Annotated in this window: 15 protein-coding genes; 5 read left to right on the plus strand and 10 right to left on the minus strand. The window is 67.7% G+C overall.

The annotated features are described in order from the left end of the window. Nucleotides 1-17: 17 nt before the first annotated feature. Nucleotides 18-1,007 carry an alpha/beta hydrolase gene (locus MT490_RS07710; protein ID WP_297385754.1) on the plus strand — a complete coding sequence of 330 codons (990 nt, stop codon included), beginning with the start codon at nt 18-20 and terminating at the stop codon, nt 1,005-1,007. A gap of 146 nt (nt 1,008-1,153) precedes the next feature. On the opposite strand, the gene MT490_RS07715 is transcribed toward MT490_RS07710, so the two are convergent. From MT490_RS07715 to MT490_RS07725, 3 genes are all read right to left on the minus strand, one after another. Next, nucleotides 1,154-4,066 carry a TonB-dependent receptor gene (locus tag MT490_RS07715; RefSeq protein WP_297385755.1) on the minus strand — a complete coding sequence of 971 codons (2,913 nt, stop codon included), beginning with the start codon at nt 4,064-4,066 and terminating at the stop codon, nt 1,154-1,156. A 318-nt stretch (nt 4,067-4,384) separates the two neighbouring features. Beyond that, the gene (locus tag MT490_RS07720) at nt 4,385-5,695 is read right to left on the minus strand and encodes a pectate lyase (RefSeq protein ID WP_297385756.1); all 1,311 of its coding nucleotides are present in this window, start codon (nt 5,693-5,695) and stop codon (nt 4,385-4,387) included. A gap of 7 nt (nt 5,696-5,702) precedes the next feature. Further along, the gene (locus MT490_RS07725; protein ID WP_297385757.1) at nt 5,703-7,139 is read right to left on the minus strand and encodes a glycoside hydrolase family 28 protein; all 1,437 of its coding nucleotides are present in this window, start codon (nt 7,137-7,139) and stop codon (nt 5,703-5,705) included. Between the two features lie 144 nt (nt 7,140-7,283). Here MT490_RS07725 and MT490_RS07730 point away from each other — a divergent pair, with 144 nt between their 5' ends. The 4 genes from MT490_RS07730 (at nt 7,284) to MT490_RS07745 (ending at nt 12,196) form a co-directional block, all read left to right on the plus strand. Next, nucleotides 7,284-8,312: a LacI family DNA-binding transcriptional regulator gene (locus MT490_RS07730; RefSeq protein WP_297385759.1), complete on the plus strand. Its 1,029-nt coding sequence runs from the start codon at nt 7,284-7,286 to the stop codon at nt 8,310-8,312. A gap of 113 nt (nt 8,313-8,425) precedes the next feature. Further along, the gene (gene galU, locus MT490_RS07735) at nt 8,426-9,319 is read left to right on the plus strand and encodes a UTP--glucose-1-phosphate uridylyltransferase GalU (protein ID WP_297385760.1); all 894 of its coding nucleotides are present in this window, start codon (nt 8,426-8,428) and stop codon (nt 9,317-9,319) included. A 26-nt stretch (nt 9,320-9,345) separates the two neighbouring features. Further along, entirely contained in the window at nt 9,346-10,689 is a 1,344-nt protein-coding gene (locus MT490_RS07740; protein WP_297385761.1) for a UDP-glucose/GDP-mannose dehydrogenase family protein, read from the plus strand. A gap of 136 nt (nt 10,690-10,825) precedes the next feature. Continuing rightward, nucleotides 10,826-12,196 carry a family 16 glycosylhydrolase gene (locus MT490_RS07745; protein WP_297385763.1) on the plus strand — a complete coding sequence of 457 codons (1,371 nt, stop codon included), beginning with the start codon at nt 10,826-10,828 and terminating at the stop codon, nt 12,194-12,196. Here the strand turns inward: MT490_RS07745 and MT490_RS07750 are convergent. The 7 genes from MT490_RS07750 to MT490_RS07780 are packed head-to-tail and all read right to left on the minus strand — an operon-like array spanning nt 12,168 to nt 19,558. After that, nucleotides 12,168-13,127: a glycosyltransferase family 2 protein gene (locus MT490_RS07750; RefSeq protein ID WP_297385766.1), complete on the minus strand. Its 960-nt coding sequence runs from the start codon at nt 13,125-13,127 to the stop codon at nt 12,168-12,170. The two genes, MT490_RS07745 and MT490_RS07750, sit on opposite strands and share 29 nt — an antisense overlap. Next, complete coding sequence (locus MT490_RS07755; protein ID WP_297385768.1) at nt 13,128-14,216, minus strand: acyltransferase; 1,089 nt, start codon at nt 14,214-14,216, stop codon at nt 13,128-13,130. Further along, entirely contained in the window at nt 14,213-15,412 is a 1,200-nt protein-coding gene (locus MT490_RS07760; protein WP_297385770.1) for an endo-1,4-beta-xylanase, read from the minus strand. The genes MT490_RS07755 and MT490_RS07760 overlap by 4 nt, the downstream gene beginning before the upstream one ends. Then, nucleotides 15,370-16,329 carry a glycosyltransferase family 2 protein gene (locus MT490_RS07765; protein ID WP_297385772.1) on the minus strand — a complete coding sequence of 320 codons (960 nt, stop codon included), beginning with the start codon at nt 16,327-16,329 and terminating at the stop codon, nt 15,370-15,372. The genes MT490_RS07760 and MT490_RS07765 overlap by 43 nt, the downstream gene beginning before the upstream one ends. Continuing rightward, entirely contained in the window at nt 16,330-17,277 is a 948-nt protein-coding gene (locus MT490_RS07770) for a glycosyltransferase family 2 protein (protein ID WP_297385773.1), read from the minus strand. Further along, nucleotides 17,274-18,200 (minus strand): glycosyltransferase, encoded by a 927-nt coding sequence (locus tag MT490_RS07775; protein ID WP_297385774.1) that lies wholly within the window; start codon nt 18,198-18,200, stop codon nt 17,274-17,276. Before MT490_RS07775 ends, MT490_RS07770 begins: the two co-directional genes overlap by 4 nt. Then, nucleotides 18,197-19,558, minus strand: coding sequence for an O-antigen ligase family protein (locus tag MT490_RS07780; protein ID WP_297385829.1), 1,362 nt, complete (start codon nt 19,556-19,558; stop codon nt 18,197-18,199). The genes MT490_RS07775 and MT490_RS07780 overlap by 4 nt, the downstream gene beginning before the upstream one ends. Nucleotides 19,559-19,582 lie beyond the last annotated feature (24 nt).

Consider the following 19,582-nt stretch of genomic DNA (forward strand, 5'->3'; position numbering starts at 1 on the left):
TCCAGGAGGTTTGCCGGATGAAGTTCGATCGTCGTTCCGCCCTGCTCGCCGGGCTCGTCGCGCCCCTGGCCGCCAAGGCCCAGACCGCGCCGCCGCTCAGCGACAAGCCGCTGCCAGCGGGGCTGACCGATCCGACCGAGACGATCGACCTGTGGCCCAAAGGCGCACCGGGCAAGCCGGCGAAACTGCCGGTGGAGAAGGTGGCCGAGCGCAGCACCGACGCGGCGCTGACCGATCGCTCGGTGACCGGGGTCTCCAATCCGCGGATGGCGGTGTTCCGCCCGCGCGTCGCCAACGGCGCCTCGGTGCTGATCATGCCCGGCGGCGGCTATGTCCGGATCGTGCTCGATCATGAAGGCTATGTGCTGGGGCGCTGGCTCGCGGCGCAGGGGTTCACGGCCTATGTGCTCTTCTATCGCCTGCCCGGCGACGGCTGGGCCGCGGGCCCCGATGTCGCGCTGTCCGACGCGCAGCGCGCGATGCGGCTGATCCGCGCGCGGGCGATCCGCGACGGCCTGGATCCCGAGCGGGTCGCGGCGATCGGCTTCTCGGCGGGCGGGCATCTCTGCGCCGACCTGGCGACGCGCCATGCGGTCAAGACCTACGAGCCGGTGGACGCGGCCGACAAGCTCGGCGCGCGACCGTTCGTCGCGGCGCCGATCTATCCGGTGATCTCGATGACCGCGCCGATCGCGCATGCCGGATCGCGCGAGCAGTTGATCGGCAAGGATGCGAGCCCCGAGCGCGAAGCCGCCCATTCGCCGCACCTCAACGTGACCAAGGCCACCCCGCCCTGCTTCCTCTGCCATGCCGAGGACGATGGCGCGGTGCCGGTGGAGAACAGCCTGTTGCTGCGCGCCGCGCTCAAGGCGGCGGGCGTGCCGGTGGAGACGCATCTGTTCACGAGCGGCGGACACGGCTTCGGCATGACCAAGGCGATCGGCAAGCCGGCAGGAGTGTGGCCCGAGCTGTTCCTGACCTGGGCGCGGAGCCAGGGGCTGGGCTGACGCCCCCTCCGTTCGTGCTGAGCTTGTCGAAGCACCGTTCTTCTCTTCGAAGGAAGGATGGCCCTTCGACAAGCTCAGGGCGAACGGAGGGGTTGTTCCGTACAAAGGGAAACGGCGCGGAATTGCTCCCGCGCCATTCGTCACAATCACATCTTGAAGCGCGCGCCCACCAAGAAGGTGCGGCCGAAATGGTTGTACTCGTAGTTGCGCTGCGCATCCGTGTCGGTGAAGCGTTCGCGATAGGCGTCGGTGAGGTTGGTGCCCTCGACCGACAGCTCGACCCAGTCGGTCAACTTGTAGCGGATCGAGGCGTCGACATTGGTGATCGCGTCATAGCCCTCGAATACGTTGCCGGTGCCGCTGTTCTGATCGTTGTACGGCCCACGATAGCTGACCGAGGCACGCGCGCTGAAGCGGCTGTCCTCGTAATAGAGCGTCGCGTTGAACGCCTTCTTCGACAGGCCGAACAGCGTCGAGCTGCGCGTCGCGGCGACGTTGGGGCCGAAGGCGCACGCCGCGGTGGGCGTGGCGCCGGGCACGCACGGGTTCACCGTGGGGCCCGCCACCGTATAGGTCGCGTCGGAATCGACGAAGGTCGCGTTCACGATGCCGCCGAAGTTCGAGAGGAAGCCCGGCAGGAAGCGGAACGGCGCCTGGAGCGACAGCTCGATGCCGTTGAGCTCGGCGCCCGCGCCGTTGCCGATCGAGTTGATCGTCCAGAGCTGGCCCTCGGGATTGATCGCGGCGGGCGAGCTGGGCGGGATGATCGACAGCGGCAGGCCGGTCGAGGCGAAGGTGCCGCTGCGCGTCTCGGCCACCGGGAAGCTCTGGATCTCCTTGCGGAAGAACGCGACCGAAGCGATCGAGCCGGGCGCGAAATACCATTCCAGGCCGAGATCGTACGCCGTTGCGCGGAACGGCTCGAGGAACGGATTGCCGTAGTTGATGCGATAGTTGAACCCGTCGACCGAGCCGCCGGGCGTCAGATTGCCGAGCGTCGGGCGCGTCATCACCTTCGCGATCGCCGCGCGGATGATCACGTCGTGCACCGGCGTGATCGCTACGTTCACGGCCGGCAGCCAATCCTCATAGTCGCGGTTCACCGTCACCGGCGTGCCGCTGGTGAGGCCGCGCGACGCCTGATCGGTGCGGACATAGCGGATACCCGCATTGACCGCGACTTCGACGCCGCCCAGCTCGGTCTTCGCGTCGAACTGGAGATAGCCGCCCTTCACTTCCTCGGTCACGCCGCGCGTATTGCCCGCGTCGATCGCGGTCGGGCGGTTGTAGAGGTTGGTATAGGCCGCGGCGGCGTCGATGTTGGGAACCAGCCACTCGGTGGTGGTGCCGCTCGGCTGGCCGGCGTTACCCAGCTGGAACAGTTCGCTGATGCCCGAGGTCACGGGCAGGCCGTAGACCGCGGTCGGGCCGAACGCCGAGGAGGGCGAGCAGGTCACGGTGCCGAGCACGCGATCGAGCCCGCCATTGCCGCACACCACGGTGTCGCGGGTGAAGGCCTCGGAATCGAAGTCGAAGCGGCGGTAGAGCCCGCCCAATTTGACCTGGAAACCCTCGGCCACGTCCCATTCGGTGCGCAGCTGCACCGTGCGGAACTTGTTGGTAACGTTGGACGGCCGGTCGCGCAATTCGGCGAGCTGGAAATTGGCCGGATCGGTGACGCTGGTGCCGAAGGTCAGCACCGGGCTGTTCATGTCGCTATAGTCGTAGCGATAACCCTGCGCATCGCGATCGTCGAACACGAAGGTGGTCTCGACCGGCACGTCGGCATCGGACTTGGAGATGCCGCCGAGCAGCGTGAAGCGGAAATTGTCGCCGAGGTCCTGATCCCAGCTCCCGCCGATCTGGTAGAAGGTCGTCTTCGACTGCTTGAGGAAATGCTCGGTGCGCACCCAGGCGTCGTCGAGCGTGGCGCTGATCAGGTTGTTGTCGTCGTCGATCACATAGTTGCTGACGTTGATCGAGCGCTCGTTGGAGCGGAGCAGCACTTCGCCCCATTTCTCCTCGCGATTCTCGCTGAAGCGCGAGAACAGGCCGTCGATCGAGATCTTGGTGGCGTCGGTGGGCGCCCATTGGATGCTGCCGGTGATGCCCAGGCGCTCGCGATCGTGGCGAACCTCGCCATAGCGCGGGATGCGCGGGTGGAAGGCCAGCGCCACGGCATCGCAGGCGGCGCTCGGACGATAATTGCCGCCCGAATTGGCGACGGGCGTGCCGCCGGTGTTCGCCGAATAGAAGCAAGGCGTGCCGCCCACGGAGTCGAAGCGCGCCTGCGCCCAGCGGACGGTGTTGTTGCCGAGCTCGAGCGTGTCGGTGCTCTGATAGGCGGCGGAGATCGACGCGCCCAAGGTGCCGTCGGGCGACTTCCAGCCGATCAGCCCGGCGAAGCGCGGGCCCCAATTCTTGCTGAGATCGTTGTAGCTGCCCTGCGCCGAGCCGACGAGCGTGAAGCCCTCCTTGCCCGCCAGCGGATTGCCGGTGTTGAGGTCCACCACCGCGCCGAGCGAGCCTTCGTCAAGGCTCGCCTCCGCGGTCTTGTGGACGACGATCGACGTGAACAGCTCGGAGGCGAAGACGTTGAAGTCGAACGCGCGGTCGCGGTTCGAGGAGGCGCCGTCATGCGAGGTGGCGATCGTCTCGAGCCCGTTCACCCGCACGCGGGTGAATTGCGAGCCGAGCCCGCGGACGGTGATCGCGCGCCCCTCCCCGCCATCGCGCTGGATCGAGATGCCGGGAATGCGCTGGAGCGATTCGGCGAGGTTCTGGTCGGGGAACTTGGCAATGTCCTCGGCGACGATCGCGTCGACTGCGGACACCGAGTTGCGCTTCACGTTGAGCGCGGCCTCGAGCGACTGGCGGAAGCCGGTGACGACGATCTCGTCGGCCGGCGGCTCCTCGGCGGGGGCAGTCTGCGCGTCGGGAGTGGCGGGCGCCGGCTCGACAGTCTGCGCCGATGCGCTCGCGGCCGCGCCGAGGGCCAGGGCGACGACCGTCGCGGACACGCCGCAACGCCAATGGAATCGAGAAACGCGCACCTTCATGACAGCCTCCTTGCCTGTTCTTCCGGTCCGCTCTGCTGGCGGTTCCGGGATATGCGCGCCGCCCGAAGCCGGCACGCTTGTGTCCCTGCTGCTGCGCGCGATGTGCGACGCAGCTTCGGTATCGCGCCAGCTTCCGATGATTGGACACCGGTGTCAACCGACTGGATGACCCTCGCCTGCTTTTCCTCGGAGCACCTGTTGTAGTTCAGCAACAGCCGAAAATCGGCGGTGCGATCCCATTATTTGGAATATCGAGCATTATCTGATCAAAGGCGCCAGGTTACCGGTGTCACAAACCGGAAACATATGCGCTTGCGCTCAGCTCCCGGCCAGGTCGGCCAGCCATTCCTCGATATTGGTGTAGCCGTCGCGATCGCGGTCACCGTTCGCATCCGTGGTAACGGGATCGAGGCCGTGCCTGCGCTCCCAGGCGTCGGGCATGCCGTCGCCGTCGCCATCACGCGGGGCGGGTAGGCTCTTGAGTTCGGGCCATCCGCCGACCTCGCTCTGGCTGTCGATTTGCCTGCCCGTGCGATCGCGGACACCCGCCACGACGCGCGTATCGACGGCATCGCGGACCTTCGACGCGCCGGCCCCTGCGAGCACGCGCGCATAGGCAGAGGGCGCCGGATCGGGCGTCACGGGTGCCACATCGACGGGCGCGGCCAGCCGGTAGCCCTCGGGCTGGACGCCGGTCACGAGGCTCCACGGATCGGCGGGGATCGCCCCGTTCATGCTGTTGCCGGCGAAATAGGCCCTGGCGAGCGTATCGGACTCGTCGAACGCGATCGGCTTGAGCGATTGGGGGCCGGGGACATAGGCGTTGTCGACGAAATTGTAGCGCACGAGCGTCGCCTTGTTGGCATTGTAGCCGGCGCGGGTGCGGCCCCAATTGTAGAAGACGTTCGAGCGGAAATCGAAGAACGCGCCGACCGGGTCCACGTCGGGGCCGCTGTAATTGCCCGGGCGCGGCATGCGGGCCGAATGGTTCGCCCAGAGATTGTGGTGGAAGCTCGCCCGCGACCCGCGCCCGCCGCGGATCAGGCTGCCATAGCCGTGCTCGCCCTTGGCGTGGAGCGACCGGGTCAGCGATTCCGCGATGATCGACCATTGGACGGTGACGTCGTAGAAGCCCTGATCGGCGTTGGTGTAGTTGGCCGAGGCGGACAGCGTCTCGTCGACCGACCAGCTCGCCGAGACGTGGTCGAGGATGATCCGGCGTCCTTTGGTGATGGTCAGCGCATCGGACTCGGTCCTGGATTCGTCGCCGAGCCGCGTGCGGATGTAGCGCACGACCACGTCGTCGGCCGAGACCTGGAGCATGTGGTCGCGCAGCGTGATGCCGTCGCCGGGCGCCGACTGGCCGGCGATGGTCACGCGGCCCTCGCGGATCGCCAGCGGCTTGAGCAGCTTGATCGTGCCTGAGACGCGGAACAGGATCGTCCGCGGCCCCTTCGTCTCCACCGCCGCGCGCAGGCTGCCGGGGCCGCTGTCGTCGAGGTTGGTGACGAACAGCACCTGCCCGCCGCGCCCGCCCAGCGCGAAGCGCCCCGCCCCCTCGGCGCCGGGAAAGGCGAGTTGCTGCCCGGGATCGGGTGGGGTCAGAGCGAGCAGGACGAGTGCGAGCATGGGGTTCCTATGCGGGCTGAAGCTGGTCGAGCGCGTGGACGACCTTGCCGTTCACGCGGACATTGGCGAGCGTCACGCGCTCGGTATGGCGGATCACGCTGGGCTGGGTGACGCCATCGAAGCTGCAATCCTCGAGCGCGATGTCGGTCACCGGCGCGCCGGGCAGCCCCTGGCTGTCGAGCACCCGCGTCGCCCTGGTGGCGCGCAGCCGCTGGATGTTGATGTGGCGCAGGACCGGCTTGAAGCGGCCGTTCGTGCCTTCCTCATAGTTGAAGTCACAGGCTATCGCGGCGCGGCCCACCTGCCCCACATCGATGTCGCGATAGTGGAAGTTCTCGAGAAGACCGCCGCGCAAGGCGTTGTTCTTGAAGCGGATCGCGTACCATAGATCGGGGCTGTCGAGCCGGCATTTCTCGGCGAAGACCCAGCGCGCGCCGCCCGATATCTGCGAGCCGACGGTGATGCCGCCATGGCCTTCCTTCATCCGGCAGTTGCGGATCAGGATGTTCTGCGAGGGCACGCCCAGCCTGCGGCCGTCCTCGTTGCGCCCCGAATTGACCGCGATGCAATCGTCGCCGGTGTCGAAGCTGCAATCCTCGATCAACATCATGTCGACCGATTCGGGATCGGTGCCGTCGTTGTTGGGGCCGTGCCCCATGATATCGAGCCCGCGCAGGATGACGTTGCGAGAGAGCACCGGATGGACGTTCCAGAAGGGCGAGCGGCGGATCCTGACGCCTTCGATCAGGACGTTCTCGCAGAGATAGGGCTGGATGAAGGGCGGGCGCAGATAATGGCCGTCGCCGAACACGCGCTTCTCCACGGGCACGCGATCCTCGGCCATCTGGAACAGTATCGCGCGGCTCTTGCGCTGATCGGGCATCCCCTCGCGCCAGCCATATTCGACCGTGCCGCCCCAGGGGCCCTTCCACGACCACCAATGCCGCGCGCTGCCCTGCCCGTCGAGCGTGCCCGAACCGGTGATCCCGATGTTCTTCGCCTTATAGGCATAGACCAAAGGCGAATAGTTGATCAGCTCCACGCCCTCCCAGCGCGTGAAGACCATCGGATAATGCGCGGGATCCGTGCTGAAGAGCAGCGTCGCGCCGGCCGCGAGATGGAGCTCGACGTTGGACTTCAGATGGACCGCGCCGGTGAGGAAGGTGCCGGCGGGAACGACCACCCTGCCCCCGCCGGCCGCGAAACAGGCCGCGATCGCATCGGCGATGGCGGCGGTGTTGAGCATGGTCCCGTCGCCCTTTGCGCCGAAGTGGGTGATGTCGAAGGTCCGGGCCGGGAAGCGCGGCGCCCGGACGGTGCGCGCGATCTCGGCGGCGCGGCGCCAGGGGTCGGCGGCCGCCCCGGCACGCCCGGGCAGCAAGGCACCCGCGCCGCCGAGCGCGCCGTAGCGCAGCAGATCGCGCCGCGAAGGTTGAATCAGCATCGCATCCCTCTCGCCTGCATCGGCTCTCGCGGCCGCTCATGACACCGGTATCAAGTAATGGGTGGGATTGGCAACAACTGCCGGACGAGCGCGCGTGCACGCCTGCATTTGGCGCAATCGCCGGACCGGGTTATGCCTTCCGCAATGAAGCGCAGTTCGCAACCCACGATCAACGACGTCGCCCGCATCGCCGGCGTCTCGAAGAAGACCGTCAGCCGGGTGATCAACCAGTCGCCGCTGCTGAACGGCGATACGCGGCGGCGCGTCGAGGAAGTCATCGCCGAGCTCGGCTATGTCCCCAATCCGCAGGCGCGCGCGCTGGCGCTCCGCCGCAACTTCCTGATCGGGCTGATCCACGACAATCCCAACGCGCAGATGGTGCTCAACGTCCAGCAGGGCATGCTGGAGACGCTGCGCGACACCGAGTTCGAGCTGATCGTCCACCCGGTCAATCGCGGCTCGCCGACGATGCTCGAGGATATCGGCCAGTTCCTCGAGCGGCAGCGCCCGTTCGGGGTGATGATCTTGCCCCCGATCTCCGAGAACGACCAGCTGGCAGCGCTCTGCGCCGAGCTCGGCGTGCGCTATGTCCGCATGGGCTCGGCGCCGCTCGACGACGCGTCGAACATGGTGGTCTCGAACGATCGTGAGGCAGTGCGCGGCGCGGTCGACCATCTGATCGAATCCGGGCATCGCCGGATCGGGCTGGTCCTCGGGCCGCACGGCTTCCGCTCGGCGTTCGAGCGGCAGAAGGGCTATGAGGAGGCGTTGGAACGCGCCGGGCTGCCGATCCAGCGCACGCTGATCGTCCAGGGCGACTATCGCTTCGAATCGGGGATGCGCGCCGCCGAGCAGCTGCTCGACCTCGCTCCCCGCCCCACCGCAGTGTTCGCTTCGAACGACGAGATGGCGGCGGGCGTGCTCCACGTCGCCCGCCAGCGCGGGCTCAACGTGCCGCAGGACCTGTCGATCATCGGGTTCGACGACACCCCGATCGCCTCGCACCTCTGGCCCCCGCTCACCACGGTGCGCTGGCCGATCGCCACCATGGCCCGCGCCGCGGCGCTCAAGCTGGTCAGCGGCGAGGGCGGCGTGGCGAGCGAAGATGGCGAGGCGTCGCTGTTCGTATCGACGCTGATCCGCCGCGCTTCGGTGGCGCCGGCCTCGGGCTGACCCTCGCCGAAAGTCGTAAAACGCAGACCAGTGGTGCCGCCCGAACGTCGAGGCGAAATTGCCGCCATGCCGTCAGCCATCTATGCTGCATCGCAGCGAAGGAGGTGGCGTTTATGGCTCCAAGGCGTGTGCGTAAGGCAGTGTTTCCCGTGGGCGGGCTCGGTACCCGTTTTCTCCCGGCAACCAAGGCGATTCCCAAGGAGATGCTCCCGGTCGTCGATCGGCCGTTGATCCAATATGCGGTCGAAGAGGCGATCGAGGCGGGGATCGAGCAGATGATCTTCGTCACCGGCCGCGGCAAGGCGGCGATCGAGGACCATTTCGACATCGCGTTCGAACTCGAGACGACGATGAGCGGGCGCGGCAAGTCGCTCGACATCCTCGGCCGCACCCGGCTCAAGCCCGGCGCGGTGGCCTATGTCCGCCAGCAGGAGCCGATGGGGCTCGGCCACGCAGTGTGGTGCGCGCGCGACGTGGTGGGCGACGAGCCCTTCGCGGTGCTGCTCGCCGACGATTTCATGGTCGGCAAGCCAGGCTGCCTCAAGCAGATGATCGACGCGTACGAGCAGGTCGGCGGCAACGTCATCTGCGCCGAGACCGTGCCCGACGAGCATACGCATCGCTATGGCATCATCACGCCCGGCACGCGCGACGGTTCGCTTACGGAGGTGAAGGGACTGGTCGAGAAGCCCGCCCCCGGCACCGCGCCATCGAACCTCTCGGTGATCGGCCGCTACATCCTCCAGCCCGAAGTGATGGGCGTGCTGGCGAGCCAGGAGAAGGGCGCGGGCGGCGAGATCCAGCTCACCGACGCGATGTCGCGGATGATCGGCGAGCAGCCCTTCCACGGCGTGACCTTCGCCGGCACGCGCTACGATTGCGGCGACAAGGCGGGGTTCCTCCACGCCAACCTCGCCATGGCGCTCGCGCGCGAGGACCTCGCCGACGAAGTCGAATTGTTCGCGAGCCAACTGCTCGCCGCCCGCCAGCCGCGCCGCGCGGCGTGAACGCGTATCAGTAAAGGAGTATCGGCATGCGCATCGTGATGATCGGATCGGGATATGTGGGGCTCGTCTCGGGCGCCTGCTTCGCCGATTTCGGACACCAGGTAACTTGCGTCGACAAGGACGAGAGCAAGATCGCGCGGCTGAACGCCGGGCAGATCCCGATCTATGAGCCGGGCCTCGACGATCTCGTCGCGCGCAACGTCGCGGCGGGCCGCCTCGCCTTCTCGACCGAGCTTGCCGGGCCGGTCGAGCAGGCGGACGTGGTGTTCATCGCGGTCGGCACGCCGTCGCGCCGCGGCGACGGCCATGCCGACCTCTCTTATGTCCATGCCGCCGCCGCGGAGATGGCGCCGTGCCTCAAGGGCTTCACCGTCGTGGTCACCAAGTCGACCGTGCCGGTCGGCACCGGCGACGACGTCGAGCGGATCATCGGCGAGACCAACCCGGAGGCGCAGTTCGCCGTCGCATCCAACCCCGAATTCCTCCGCGAGGGCGCGGCGATCGAGGACTTCAAGCGCCCCGACCGCATCGTCATCGGCATCGAGGACGAGCGTGCGCGCCCGGTGATGGAGGAAGTCTATCGCCCGCTCTATCTCAACCAGGCGCCGATCCTGTTCACCGGCCGGCGGACGAGTGAGCTGATCAAATATGCCGCCAACGCGTTCCTCGCGGTCAAGATCACCTTCATCAACGAGATCGCCGATCTCTGCGAGGCGGTGGGCGGCGACGTCCAGCAGGTCGCGCGCGGGATCGGGCTCGACAACCGCATCGGCTCGAAGTTCCTCCATGCCGGCCCGGGCTATGGCGGATCGTGCTTCCCCAAGGACACGCTCGCTTTGGTCAAGACCGCCGAGGATTCGGGGACGCCGGTCCGCATCGTCGAGGCGACGGTGGCGGTCAACGACAGCCGCAAGCGCGCGATGGGGCGGAAGATCATCGCGGCATGCGGCGGATCGGTGCGCGGCAAGAAGATCGCGGTGCTCGGCCTGACCTTCAAGCCCAACACCGACGACATGCGCGACGCGCCGAGCCTGGCGATCATCCAGGCGCTCGAGGACGGCGGCGCGAGCGTCAGCGCGTTCGATCCCGAGGGCATGGCGGCGGCGCGGCCGCTACTGCCCAATGTCGAATTCGCGACTTCGCCCTATGAGGCGGCCGATGGCGCGACGGCGCTGGTGATCGTGACCGAATGGAACGCGTTCCGCGCGCTCGATCTCGAGGCGCTGCGTTCGCGCATGGACGGCGATGCGCTAGTCGACCTGCGCAACATCTACCGTCCCGACGCGGTGGAGGCCGCGGGCTTCACCTATACCGGCGTGGGACGCGGGCTGGCAGTTGCGTCCGAAACACTCGCGATTGCAGCGGAGTAACCTGGTTATCAATCGATAGCCTTTCGAACTCAACTCGACGCAAACAGGGCGCCCGGACTTGGTTCGGGCGCCCTTTCTCTTCTAAATACTCCTCAGGCGGCACAGTAGTTGGCCGTCGACACCGGGGGGTGTTTTCATGCGTATCCACTATCTGCGCCCGTTCGCGGGCGCCCTGTCGCTTTGCGCGCTCGCCGCATGTTCGGGCGATGACTCCAGCTCTTCACAGCAACAGTCCGGCACGATTGCCGTTTCTGCAACAGCAACGCCCGAGGCGACCACCGCAGTGGCGGCGCTCGCGCAGACCGAGACCACGGCGAGCACCAACAGCTTCGCGAGCTTCGACTTCGCCAACGGCACCAAGCTGCCTCCCAAGGCGACGCTCTCGATCGGCGCGGCGGTGTTCAAGCCTGACGCTTCGGTCGCCTATGTGCCGGTAACGTTGAACCAGGCGACGCCGAACACGGTCATCGCCCGCGTGATCACCGTCAACGGATCGGGCACCAACCGGGCGATCTCGGGCTATGACTATAAGGCGACCGAGGACGTCGTGATCTTCCGTCCCGGCGATCCGCTGACCAAGACGGTGTCGGTGCCGATCCTCGACGTCGTCGACGGGCAGCAATTCTCGCTCAAGCTGCGCGAGGCACCGTGGGGCGCGAATCAGGGTACCGCCTCGAATACCGTCACGGCCGACGCCGGCGCCACCGCGACGGCCCCGGCCACCTGGGGCTTCCGCAACCCGCGGACCTTCCGCTCCTATGGCACGCTCCAGTACCAGATGACCAAGGAGACGATGCGCTGGTCCGATGTCGGCTGGTCGGGCGCCTGGGCGACCCAGCTGTCGCACGGCCGCGCCCAGCCCGCGAACGGCGAGACCGGCCTCTATCTGGACGAAAGTCTCTACCCGTGGGTCGAGGCGCCGCTGCGCTACACCGACGAGGGGCTGGTGTTCCACACCCAGAATCTCTGGTCGCCGATCACCTATAATGGCACGGCCTACAGTTACGGGGCGGTCGTGCTGAGCGGGCACAACACCCCCGCCACCCAGATCGGCTATGGCCAGTACGAGTGGGTCGCCAAGATGCCCAACCGGCGCGGCGCCTGGCCGGCCTTCTGGCTGATCTCCACGTCCGGCTGGCCGCCCGAGATCGACGTGTATGAGGGCTTCGGATACCAGAGCTATTGGGACTTCGACCGGCACATCTCGGCGACGATCCATGGCGGCAACGGCGGCGGCTGGCGGACGTTCCAGCGCGGCTCCAACATCCAGGCCGAGCAGGCTTACGGGCTGTCGGGCTTCTCGCAGGGCTATCACAGCTATGCCGTGGACATCGGCCCCGAATACATCACCTGGTTCGTCGACGGGCTCGAAACCTACCAGAGCGTCAACCCGTTCCGGGGGCACCGCTGGTATCCGATCATGGACGTCGCGGTGAAGACCACCGGCAGCTACACTGACGGTTCGGGCGACATGATCGTCAAAAGCTTCCGCGCTTGGCAGAACTGACCGGAGCGGGGGCGGCGTAGATCGCGTCGCTCCCGCCCGCCAGCGCGTAGAGGCGGGCGACCGCCTTGACCCATTGCCCGGCGATGTCGAGCCGGCGGTCGCGCCGCCACGCCAGCGCGGGCAATGCGGCGGTGCGCAGGCCGAGCAAGGCCAGCGAGCGCAGGCCGAGGCCGATGCGGCCGAACAGCCCGCGCTGCTTGCGGGCGACCCGTGTGTCGGTGACGCCGATCCGCCACATCCGCCGGAGCACCCAGGCCTTGCGCGCGCGCTCGGCGCCGACCCATTCGGATACCCGCGCACCCGGCGCCCAGGCGAAGGTGAAGCCGAGCGCCTTGAGGCGGGTGAGGAAATCCAAGTCCTCGCCACCGCTGCGATTGAAGGCGGGATCGAACCACGGCGATCCCAGCGCCTCCAGCGCCGCACGGATCACCAGCAGGTTGTTGCTGGCGTAGAGCATCTCGGCCGGGCCCTCGGGGCGCCGTTCGGGGCGGAAGACGAGGGTCTGCTCGGCCCAGTCGGGCGCGCCTTCGGGGAAGACCGGGATCACCGGTCCGCCGACCACCGCCGCGCCGGTGCGCTGCTGGACGGTGAGCAACGCCGCGAGCCATTGCGGCTCGGGCCATTCGTCGTCGTCGATCATCACCAGCCGCTGCACCGTGGGGATGGCCAGCGCCTGCGCGACGATCGCGTTGCGGACATGGCATAGGCCCGGCGTCGGCACGCAGATGATCTCGACGGGGATCGGGAAGCCCTCCGCCACCGCCTTCGCCGCGGCGGCCGCGCCCTCGCCGGCGGTGTCGTTGTCGGCGACGAGCAGCGCCGTGCCCTCGAGCCGGTCCAGCCGCGCGATCGCCTCGATCAAATGCCGCAGCTGCTCCGGGCGCCGGAAGGTCGGCACCGCGATGAGCGTCGAGGCGCCCGTGCCGATCATCTATTCGGCGGCCTGCTGGAAGGGCAGCGGCGGCCGCGGGACGACGCGGCGCTCGAGCTTCTTAATCGCGCGGTGCCCCGGCACTTCGATCAGCAGATAGCTCGCCCAGCAGACCAGCCAGGTCGCCACCAGCGTGCCGGCGACGAAAACCCAGTCGAACCCGACAAGGCCATAGCGGTGGGAGATCCCCATCGCGCGCGCGAACACGTCGCGCACCAGCGGGTGCCAGAGATAGATCGAATAGCTGATCAGCCCGAGATGGAACGAGACCGGGTTGGCGAGCAGAGCGCGCGCCGTGCGGCCGTCATAATAGCAGGCGATCACCAGCAGCGGGAAGCACAAGGCCACCACCACGTCGCCGCCCGGGACCAGCAACGCCACGACGAGCAGCGCGCAGCTTGCGAGGAAGCCGTGCTCGCCGCCCAGCACGCGCTCGCACTTCGGATGCCGCGCGACGCGGAACGCCACGACCCCCAACGCGAAGCCGGCGAGGCAGCGCAGCACCGGCAGGAGCGTGTTGCCGTCGTTGACGTCGAGCGGCCCGCGCGAGCCGTGTCCGTACGTCGCCACGACGATCAGCAGCAGCACCGCGCTGGCGACCTCAAGCCAGACCAGCCGCGAGAAAGCGAGGATCGCGACCAGCGGGAAGAGCAGATAGGCGACCAGTTCGGTGCTCACCGACCAGCTGTTGCCGGCGAGCGCCTGCGTTCCCCAGCCCCAGCTCTCGATCATGAAGAAATTGGTGAAGAGGTTCGCGGGCGTCAGCGCCACCGGCTGGTCGCCCGACACGTTGACGAGGATGCGCGCGAGGAACACCATCGCGACGACGAAGTGGAGCGGCCAGACGCGCGCCATCCGGTTGAGCAGGAAATCGCCATAGCTCGCCGCGCTCGGCCGCTTCACCACGCGCTCGTAATATCCGACCGAGATGACGAAGCCGCTCAATACGAAGAACAAATCGACTGCGAGATAGGCGCGCGAGAACAGCCCCAGCGCGTAATCCTGGAAGGCAGGCGAATGCGGAATGTGGTAGAGCAGGACCGCCACTGCGGCGATGCCGCGCAGGCCGGTCAAGGACGCGATTCTCATGCCGGCACTCCCTGCCCTTTTACTTCCGCCTTGCGCATCGGCGCCGCGTCGAACGCCGCCGCCATCTCCGCCCATAACCGCTTGCGGTTGAGATCGGCGTCGAGCGGCAGCCCGCGCGACTTCTGCCCGTCGGGCCAGCGATATTCGGGATAGGTCGACAGCCACGAATAGCGGTCCGACAGCCCCCAGCTGAGCACCGACTCCATCACGGGGTTGTCGAGCGCCACGTCGAGGAAGGCGCGGCCGACCGCGGCCACCTGCGCGTCGCGCTGCGTGACGTCGGCAGGGCCGCCCCGATCGGCGATGTCGAACTCGGTGATCGCGATTCCCAGCCCCATGCCGCGAACCTCATCGAGGAACGACGCGAAGGTCCGCTCGTCAAAGGGCTCGCGGAAAGGCTTGAGATGGCCCTGGACGCCGAGCGCGTCGATCGGCACCCCGCGCGAAAGCGCGCCTTCGAGCAGCCGCAGGATCGCGTCGCGGCGTGCGGCGCAGCGGCGCGAGGCGTGCTCGAGCCCGAAATCGGTCAGGAACAATTTGGCCTTCGGATCGGCCTCGCGGGCGAGGTTGAAGGCCAGGTCGACATAGCGGTCGCCGAACGCCTGCTCCCAGATGTTCTTGACGCGCATCCCGTCGGGGCGGCCCTGGTTGGGCTCGACGGGCTCGTTGACCACGTCCCATTCGCTGATGCGGCCGGCATAGCGCCCCATGGCGGTGCGGATATAACCGCCGAGCAGGTCCTCGCGGCCGCGCGGGTCGGCCTGCGGCACGGTCGCTTCGAGCCAGGGCGGATTCGCCGCATACCAGACCAAAGTATGCCCGCGCATGGCGAGCCCGTGCTCCTGCGCGAAGTCGACCAGCTTGTCGGCGCCGCTGAAATCATATTTGCCGGGCTTGGCCTGGGTGACGTGGCGCTTGAGCTCGTATTCGGGGACGATCACCCCCGCCTCGCGCAGCACCGCCGCGGTGAACGGCGCGTCCTTGGCGAGCTGACTCGACTTGATCGCGCAGCCGAAATGCCGGCCGCTGCGCCGCGCCCGGGCGTCGAGGCCGGGCCCGCTGGTATCCGGGATCGGCGGCACGAAGGGCACCGCGCTGGAGGCGAGCGGAACGCTGCACGCCGCCGCGGCGCCGGCGATGAAGGTGCGGCGCTTCATATCCGCACGCCCCGCAACCGGCTGGTCAGTGCGATCCATCGATCGGCCGCCTTGCGATAGTGATTATCGGGAATAATGATTTGCAATAGCACGATAGCGGCGATGCGCGGGCGGAACGCGCCGTGGCGCAAGGCGTCGAAATAATAGCGCAGCGCGGTGCGCCGGCTGGTCGGCCAGACGCTCTTGGCGGCGTGCCAGCCCATATAGGCCGAATAGGCGCGCGCCGAGATGTGCGGGCGCAGGTCCTTGAGCCAGGCGAGGTTGCCGATGTTCGCCCGCACCTGCGACAACCGGTTCTCGGTCCGCCGATCGGCCCAGAGCACGGTCGCGCGCGCCGCCATCAGGAACCTGGCGCCCGCGAGCGACAGCCGCACCGCGAAATCGGTATCGTCGCCGAAGCCGACATCCTCGCGGTAGCGCACCGCATTGGCGAGCGTGCGGCGGAGCGCGAGGCTGCTCGTCTGGATGAAGCCGCGCTCGCACATCAGGTAGCGGTCGACGCTCTCGCCGCTCTGGATCTCGCGATAGGGCTTGAGGAAGTGCCGACCCGACCCGCGATCGACGACCACGCGGCAATAAGCGACGACGTCGTCGCCCTGCGCGAGCAGGGGCAGCAGGTCGGCGAGGTGATCGGGGAAGAAGCGGTCGTCGGAATCGAGGAAGGCGACGTAGCGGCCGCGCGCATAGTCGATCCCGCGGTTGCGCGCCGCGGCGGCGCCCGCATTGGGCTGGACGATGACATGAAGCCGCTCGTCGCCGACAGCGGCGACCGCGCTGGCGGTGCCGTCGGTCGAGCCGTCGTCGATCACGATCACCTCGAGATCGCGGACGCTCTGGTCGAGCGCGGAGCGCACCGCCTCGACCACCGCGTCGCGCCGGTTGAAGGTGGGGATGACCACCGTGAACAGCGGGGCCTCCCCAGTCGCCATGGGCTCAGGCTGAGCGCGCGCGTCCATTCACTTGCCCGCCTTGCCAGCCAGCGCCTCGGTCTTGCCGAAGCGATGGACGAACTGGTTGACGAGCGAGCGGTAGAGCGACTTGGGAAGGTAGGAGCGAAGCAATTGCCGCGCGAGGATGCGCGCCGGCACGCGCCCGTAGAACAGGCCGCGCACCAGCTCGGGCACGGTCGCGATCGGCCGGATCGGCGCCATGTGATAAGCGAGCACCGTCGCGCGATAGCCGTGCCGCGCCCGGTCGGTCAGCAGGTGGCCGCACCGCTCGAGCCAGTCGAGCGAAGTCTCGTAGCCGCGGACATAGGAGGTGCGTCCCGCCTCGCTCGCATCGAGCCAGATCGTCAGCGGCTGCTCGATCATCCGGAAACGCGCCCCGGCGACCTGCAGCCGGACGCTGAAATCCAGGTCCTGCCCCTTCTTGAGCGCCGGATCGAAGCGCACGCGCCTGGCGAGCGCGGTCGGCACGACCAGCGTCGAGGTCTGCATGAACTGGTTGGCGCAGAAGAGGTATTCGCCGACATCCTCGTCCTCGCGGATGCCGCGATCGGGGCGCACCCAGTAGCGATCGACGCCGCGATCGACCTTCATCTGCGAATAGAGGACCGTGTCGTTCTCGTCGGGCAGGGCCGCCGCCATGATCGAGAGCTTGCCCGGCAGGAACTGATCATCGGAATCCAGAAAGGCGATGTAGCGCCCACGCGCCTCCTCGATCCCGCGGTTGCGCGCCGCGCCACCGCCGGCATTGTCCTGGCGCACGTAGCGGATGCGCGGATCGCCGATCGCGGCGACCACGGGCTCGGGATCGTCCTTCGATCCGTCGTCGACGACGATGATCTCGAAGTCGGTGAAATCCTGCGCCAGCACCGAGCGGATCGTCGTCGTGACGATCTCCGCCCGGTTGTAGAGCGGGATCACCACCGAGAAGGTGGGCTGGCCGGTGTCGTTCCTCATGCGCCGTGCACCTTGCGATATTCCTCGTAGCGATGGCCGGTAAGCGCGGCGACCTTGCCCGCCGCGCGATAGAGCTTGCCGAGCCGGACGACCCTCTTGCCGGGATCGAACGTGAGCGCGCCGAGCGAGCCGAGCACGAAGCCGCCGACGATTCGGTGCGCCTCGGCGGTGGCGACCTTGAACGGGGTGCTGTGGGTCATCGCGGTGATCGTGTCGGTCATCCCGACCCGGTAGCCGCGCATCAGCAGCCATTTCGCCGTGATCCGGCTCGCCGGGATCAGCTCGGTGACGCGCGCATCCTCGGCCCAGGCGAAGCGACGCCCGCCGCGCTGCATCCGGGTGAAGAGCTCCTTGTCCGAGCCGCCGGTGAGCGCCATCGCCTCGTGGAAAGGCTTGTCACCGAGCACGCGGAGCGCCTCGGCGGCGATCAGCACATTGGCGGTGCTGTCGACCAGGTCGACTACGCCCGATGCGCCGCGCTGCTTGGGCCGGAGGATCGGATGCTCCAGCATCCACGAGGGCACATCCCCCTCCATCTCGCGCAGCACCGCGCCGCCGACCACGTCGGCGCGCGTCGCCGCCTGGCAGGCCAGCATCGCGTGCAGCCAGTGCGGATCGGCCGCCTCGTCATCGTCGAGCATCGCGACGAAGCGGATGTCGGGTAGCCGCAGCGCCGCCTCGACCAGCGCGTTGCGGACCTGCGGGATCCCCGGCTCGGCGACCGTCAGCAGCTTGAGCGGCCAGCGATAGCCCTCGGCCTGCAGCGCCTCCGCGGCGGCAATCCCCTCGCGCTTCACCGCGTCGTTGTCGGCGACGATCACCGTCACCGCGCGCTCGGTCACCAGATCGGCGAGCGAGCGCAAAGTCCGGGTGATGCCCTGGGGACGCTGTCGGGTGGCGATGCAGATGGCGATCTCGGTCATGCGGCACCTCCCGGGGCCAGTTCGGGGGTGCGTGATGCGCGGCGGTGCCAGCGGGGGCGCTCGACCGCCTTGAACGAGGCGTGGGCGATCGCGAGCGACGACAGGAAGATCACCCAGACCTGGCGGTCCTTGTCGAAGAACGAGGTCTCGAGCAGGTTCTGGTAGAGCACGAAGCTCCAGATCGCGAAGGCGCTCGCCATCAGCGTGGCGTTCTGGCGGGTGGTGCCGGTGAGGAACCAGTAAGCCGGCAGGACGACGAACGAGACGAGAAGCAGCACCAGCCCGACCGGGCCGGTGGTGACGAGGATCTCGAGATAGCCGTTGTGCGAATGCGCGGTGAGCAGCTGGAACTGCTGGTTGAGATAGTCGTGCGCGGGCGAAAGATCGCCCACCTGCCAGAAGCCGCCGAAGCCGGCGCCGAGATACGGATGGTCGGCGAGGTAATCGATCGCCACCTTCCAGATCGACACGCGGCCGGTGAAGGCGGTGGGATCGGCGAACCAGCGCTCGATCACCGGCTGGAAGGCGATGTAGAGCGCGAGGAAGAGCAGCATGCCGAGCCCGACGAGCAGCAGCAGCACCGCCCGCTTGGCGACCGACTGGCTGAGCAGCCGGTAGACCGAGCTCACCGCGAGGATCGCGAAACAGAGCGCGAGCGAGGTCTTGCTCTTCGTCCCGATCACGAAGACGAACGCCATCACCGAGAACAAGGCGAAATACCATTTGCGCGACGTGAAGAAGGCGTGCGCGGTCACCACGAAGGTGAGCGCCATCACCGCGCCGGCGATGTTCTTGTGGAAGAAGAAGCCGCGCCACGCGCCGATCAGCGCCTTGTCGCTCTCCGTCGGCGGGTGGACCGCGTTGGGAGTCAACGGCAGCGAAATCCAGCATATCAGCAGCGACGTCACCAGCGCTGCCACCAGCGTGCGGTAGATCCGCTCAGGCCCCAGCAAGGCGAGCGACAGGAAGGTGATGTAGATCACGATCACCTGTTGCATCGCGCGTTTGAACGACACGAACGGATCGACGCCCCAGGCGCAGCTGATCAGGAACCAGACCAGCATCAGCAGCAGCGGCCAATAGGTGAAGCGATATTGCAACCGATAGCGCCGGCTAAGCTCGAGCAAGGTCAGCAGCAGCGCGAAGCCGATGAAGAAGGCCTGCTTGAACGGGTCCGATCCGTCATTGTTCGCCGCCATCGCGACCAGCTGCTCCTGGTTGCGCGACGAGAAGGGCTGCTGGCCGATGAAGATCAGCATCAGGAAGACGAAATAGACGAACTGCGCGACCGGGATCAGCGCCTCGGCGCGGTTCGCGGCGACCAGGTTCCGCGCGGGCGCGGCGCCGGTCGCGCGCAGCGGCACGCGCCCGCGATGCCAGGG

The sequence above is a fragment of the Sphingomonas sp. genome, from assembly GCF_026460985.1.
In the GTDB taxonomy this organism is placed as follows: Bacteria; Pseudomonadota; Alphaproteobacteria; order Sphingomonadales; family Sphingomonadaceae; genus Sphingomonas.

Coding starts and splice junctions, on each gene's coding strand:
- MT490_RS07715 (WP_297385755.1), bottom strand. CDS start 4,066: ATGAAGGTGCGCGTTTCTCGATTCCATTGGCGTTGCGGCGTGTCCGCG.
- MT490_RS07760 (WP_297385770.1), bottom strand. CDS start 15,412: ATGGATCGCACTGACCAGCCGGTTGCGGGGCGTGCGGATATGAAGCGC.
- MT490_RS07725 (WP_297385757.1), bottom strand. CDS start 7,139: ATGCTGATTCAACCTTCGCGGCGCGATCTGCTGCGCTACGGCGCGCTC.
- MT490_RS07710 (WP_297385754.1), top strand. CDS start 18: ATGAAGTTCGATCGTCGTTCCGCCCTGCTCGCCGGGCTCGTCGCGCCC.
- MT490_RS07740 (WP_297385761.1), top strand. CDS start 9,346: ATGCGCATCGTGATGATCGGATCGGGATATGTGGGGCTCGTCTCGGGC.
- MT490_RS07755 (WP_297385768.1), bottom strand. CDS start 14,216: ATGAGAATCGCGTCCTTGACCGGCCTGCGCGGCATCGCCGCAGTGGCG.
- MT490_RS07775 (WP_297385774.1), bottom strand. CDS start 18,200: ATGACCGAGATCGCCATCTGCATCGCCACCCGACAGCGTCCCCAGGGC.
- MT490_RS07750 (WP_297385766.1), bottom strand. CDS start 13,127: ATGATCGGCACGGGCGCCTCGACGCTCATCGCGGTGCCGACCTTCCGG.
- MT490_RS07720 (WP_297385756.1), bottom strand. CDS start 5,695: ATGCTCGCACTCGTCCTGCTCGCTCTGACCCCACCCGATCCCGGGCAG.
- galU (WP_297385760.1), top strand. CDS start 8,426: ATGGCTCCAAGGCGTGTGCGTAAGGCAGTGTTTCCCGTGGGCGGGCTC.
- MT490_RS07730 (WP_297385759.1), top strand. CDS start 7,284: ATGAAGCGCAGTTCGCAACCCACGATCAACGACGTCGCCCGCATCGCC.
- MT490_RS07745 (WP_297385763.1), top strand. CDS start 10,826: ATGCGTATCCACTATCTGCGCCCGTTCGCGGGCGCCCTGTCGCTTTGC.
- MT490_RS07765 (WP_297385772.1), bottom strand. CDS start 16,329: ATGGACGCGCGCGCTCAGCCTGAGCCCATGGCGACTGGGGAGGCCCCG.
- MT490_RS07770 (WP_297385773.1), bottom strand. CDS start 17,277: ATGAGGAACGACACCGGCCAGCCCACCTTCTCGGTGGTGATCCCGCTC.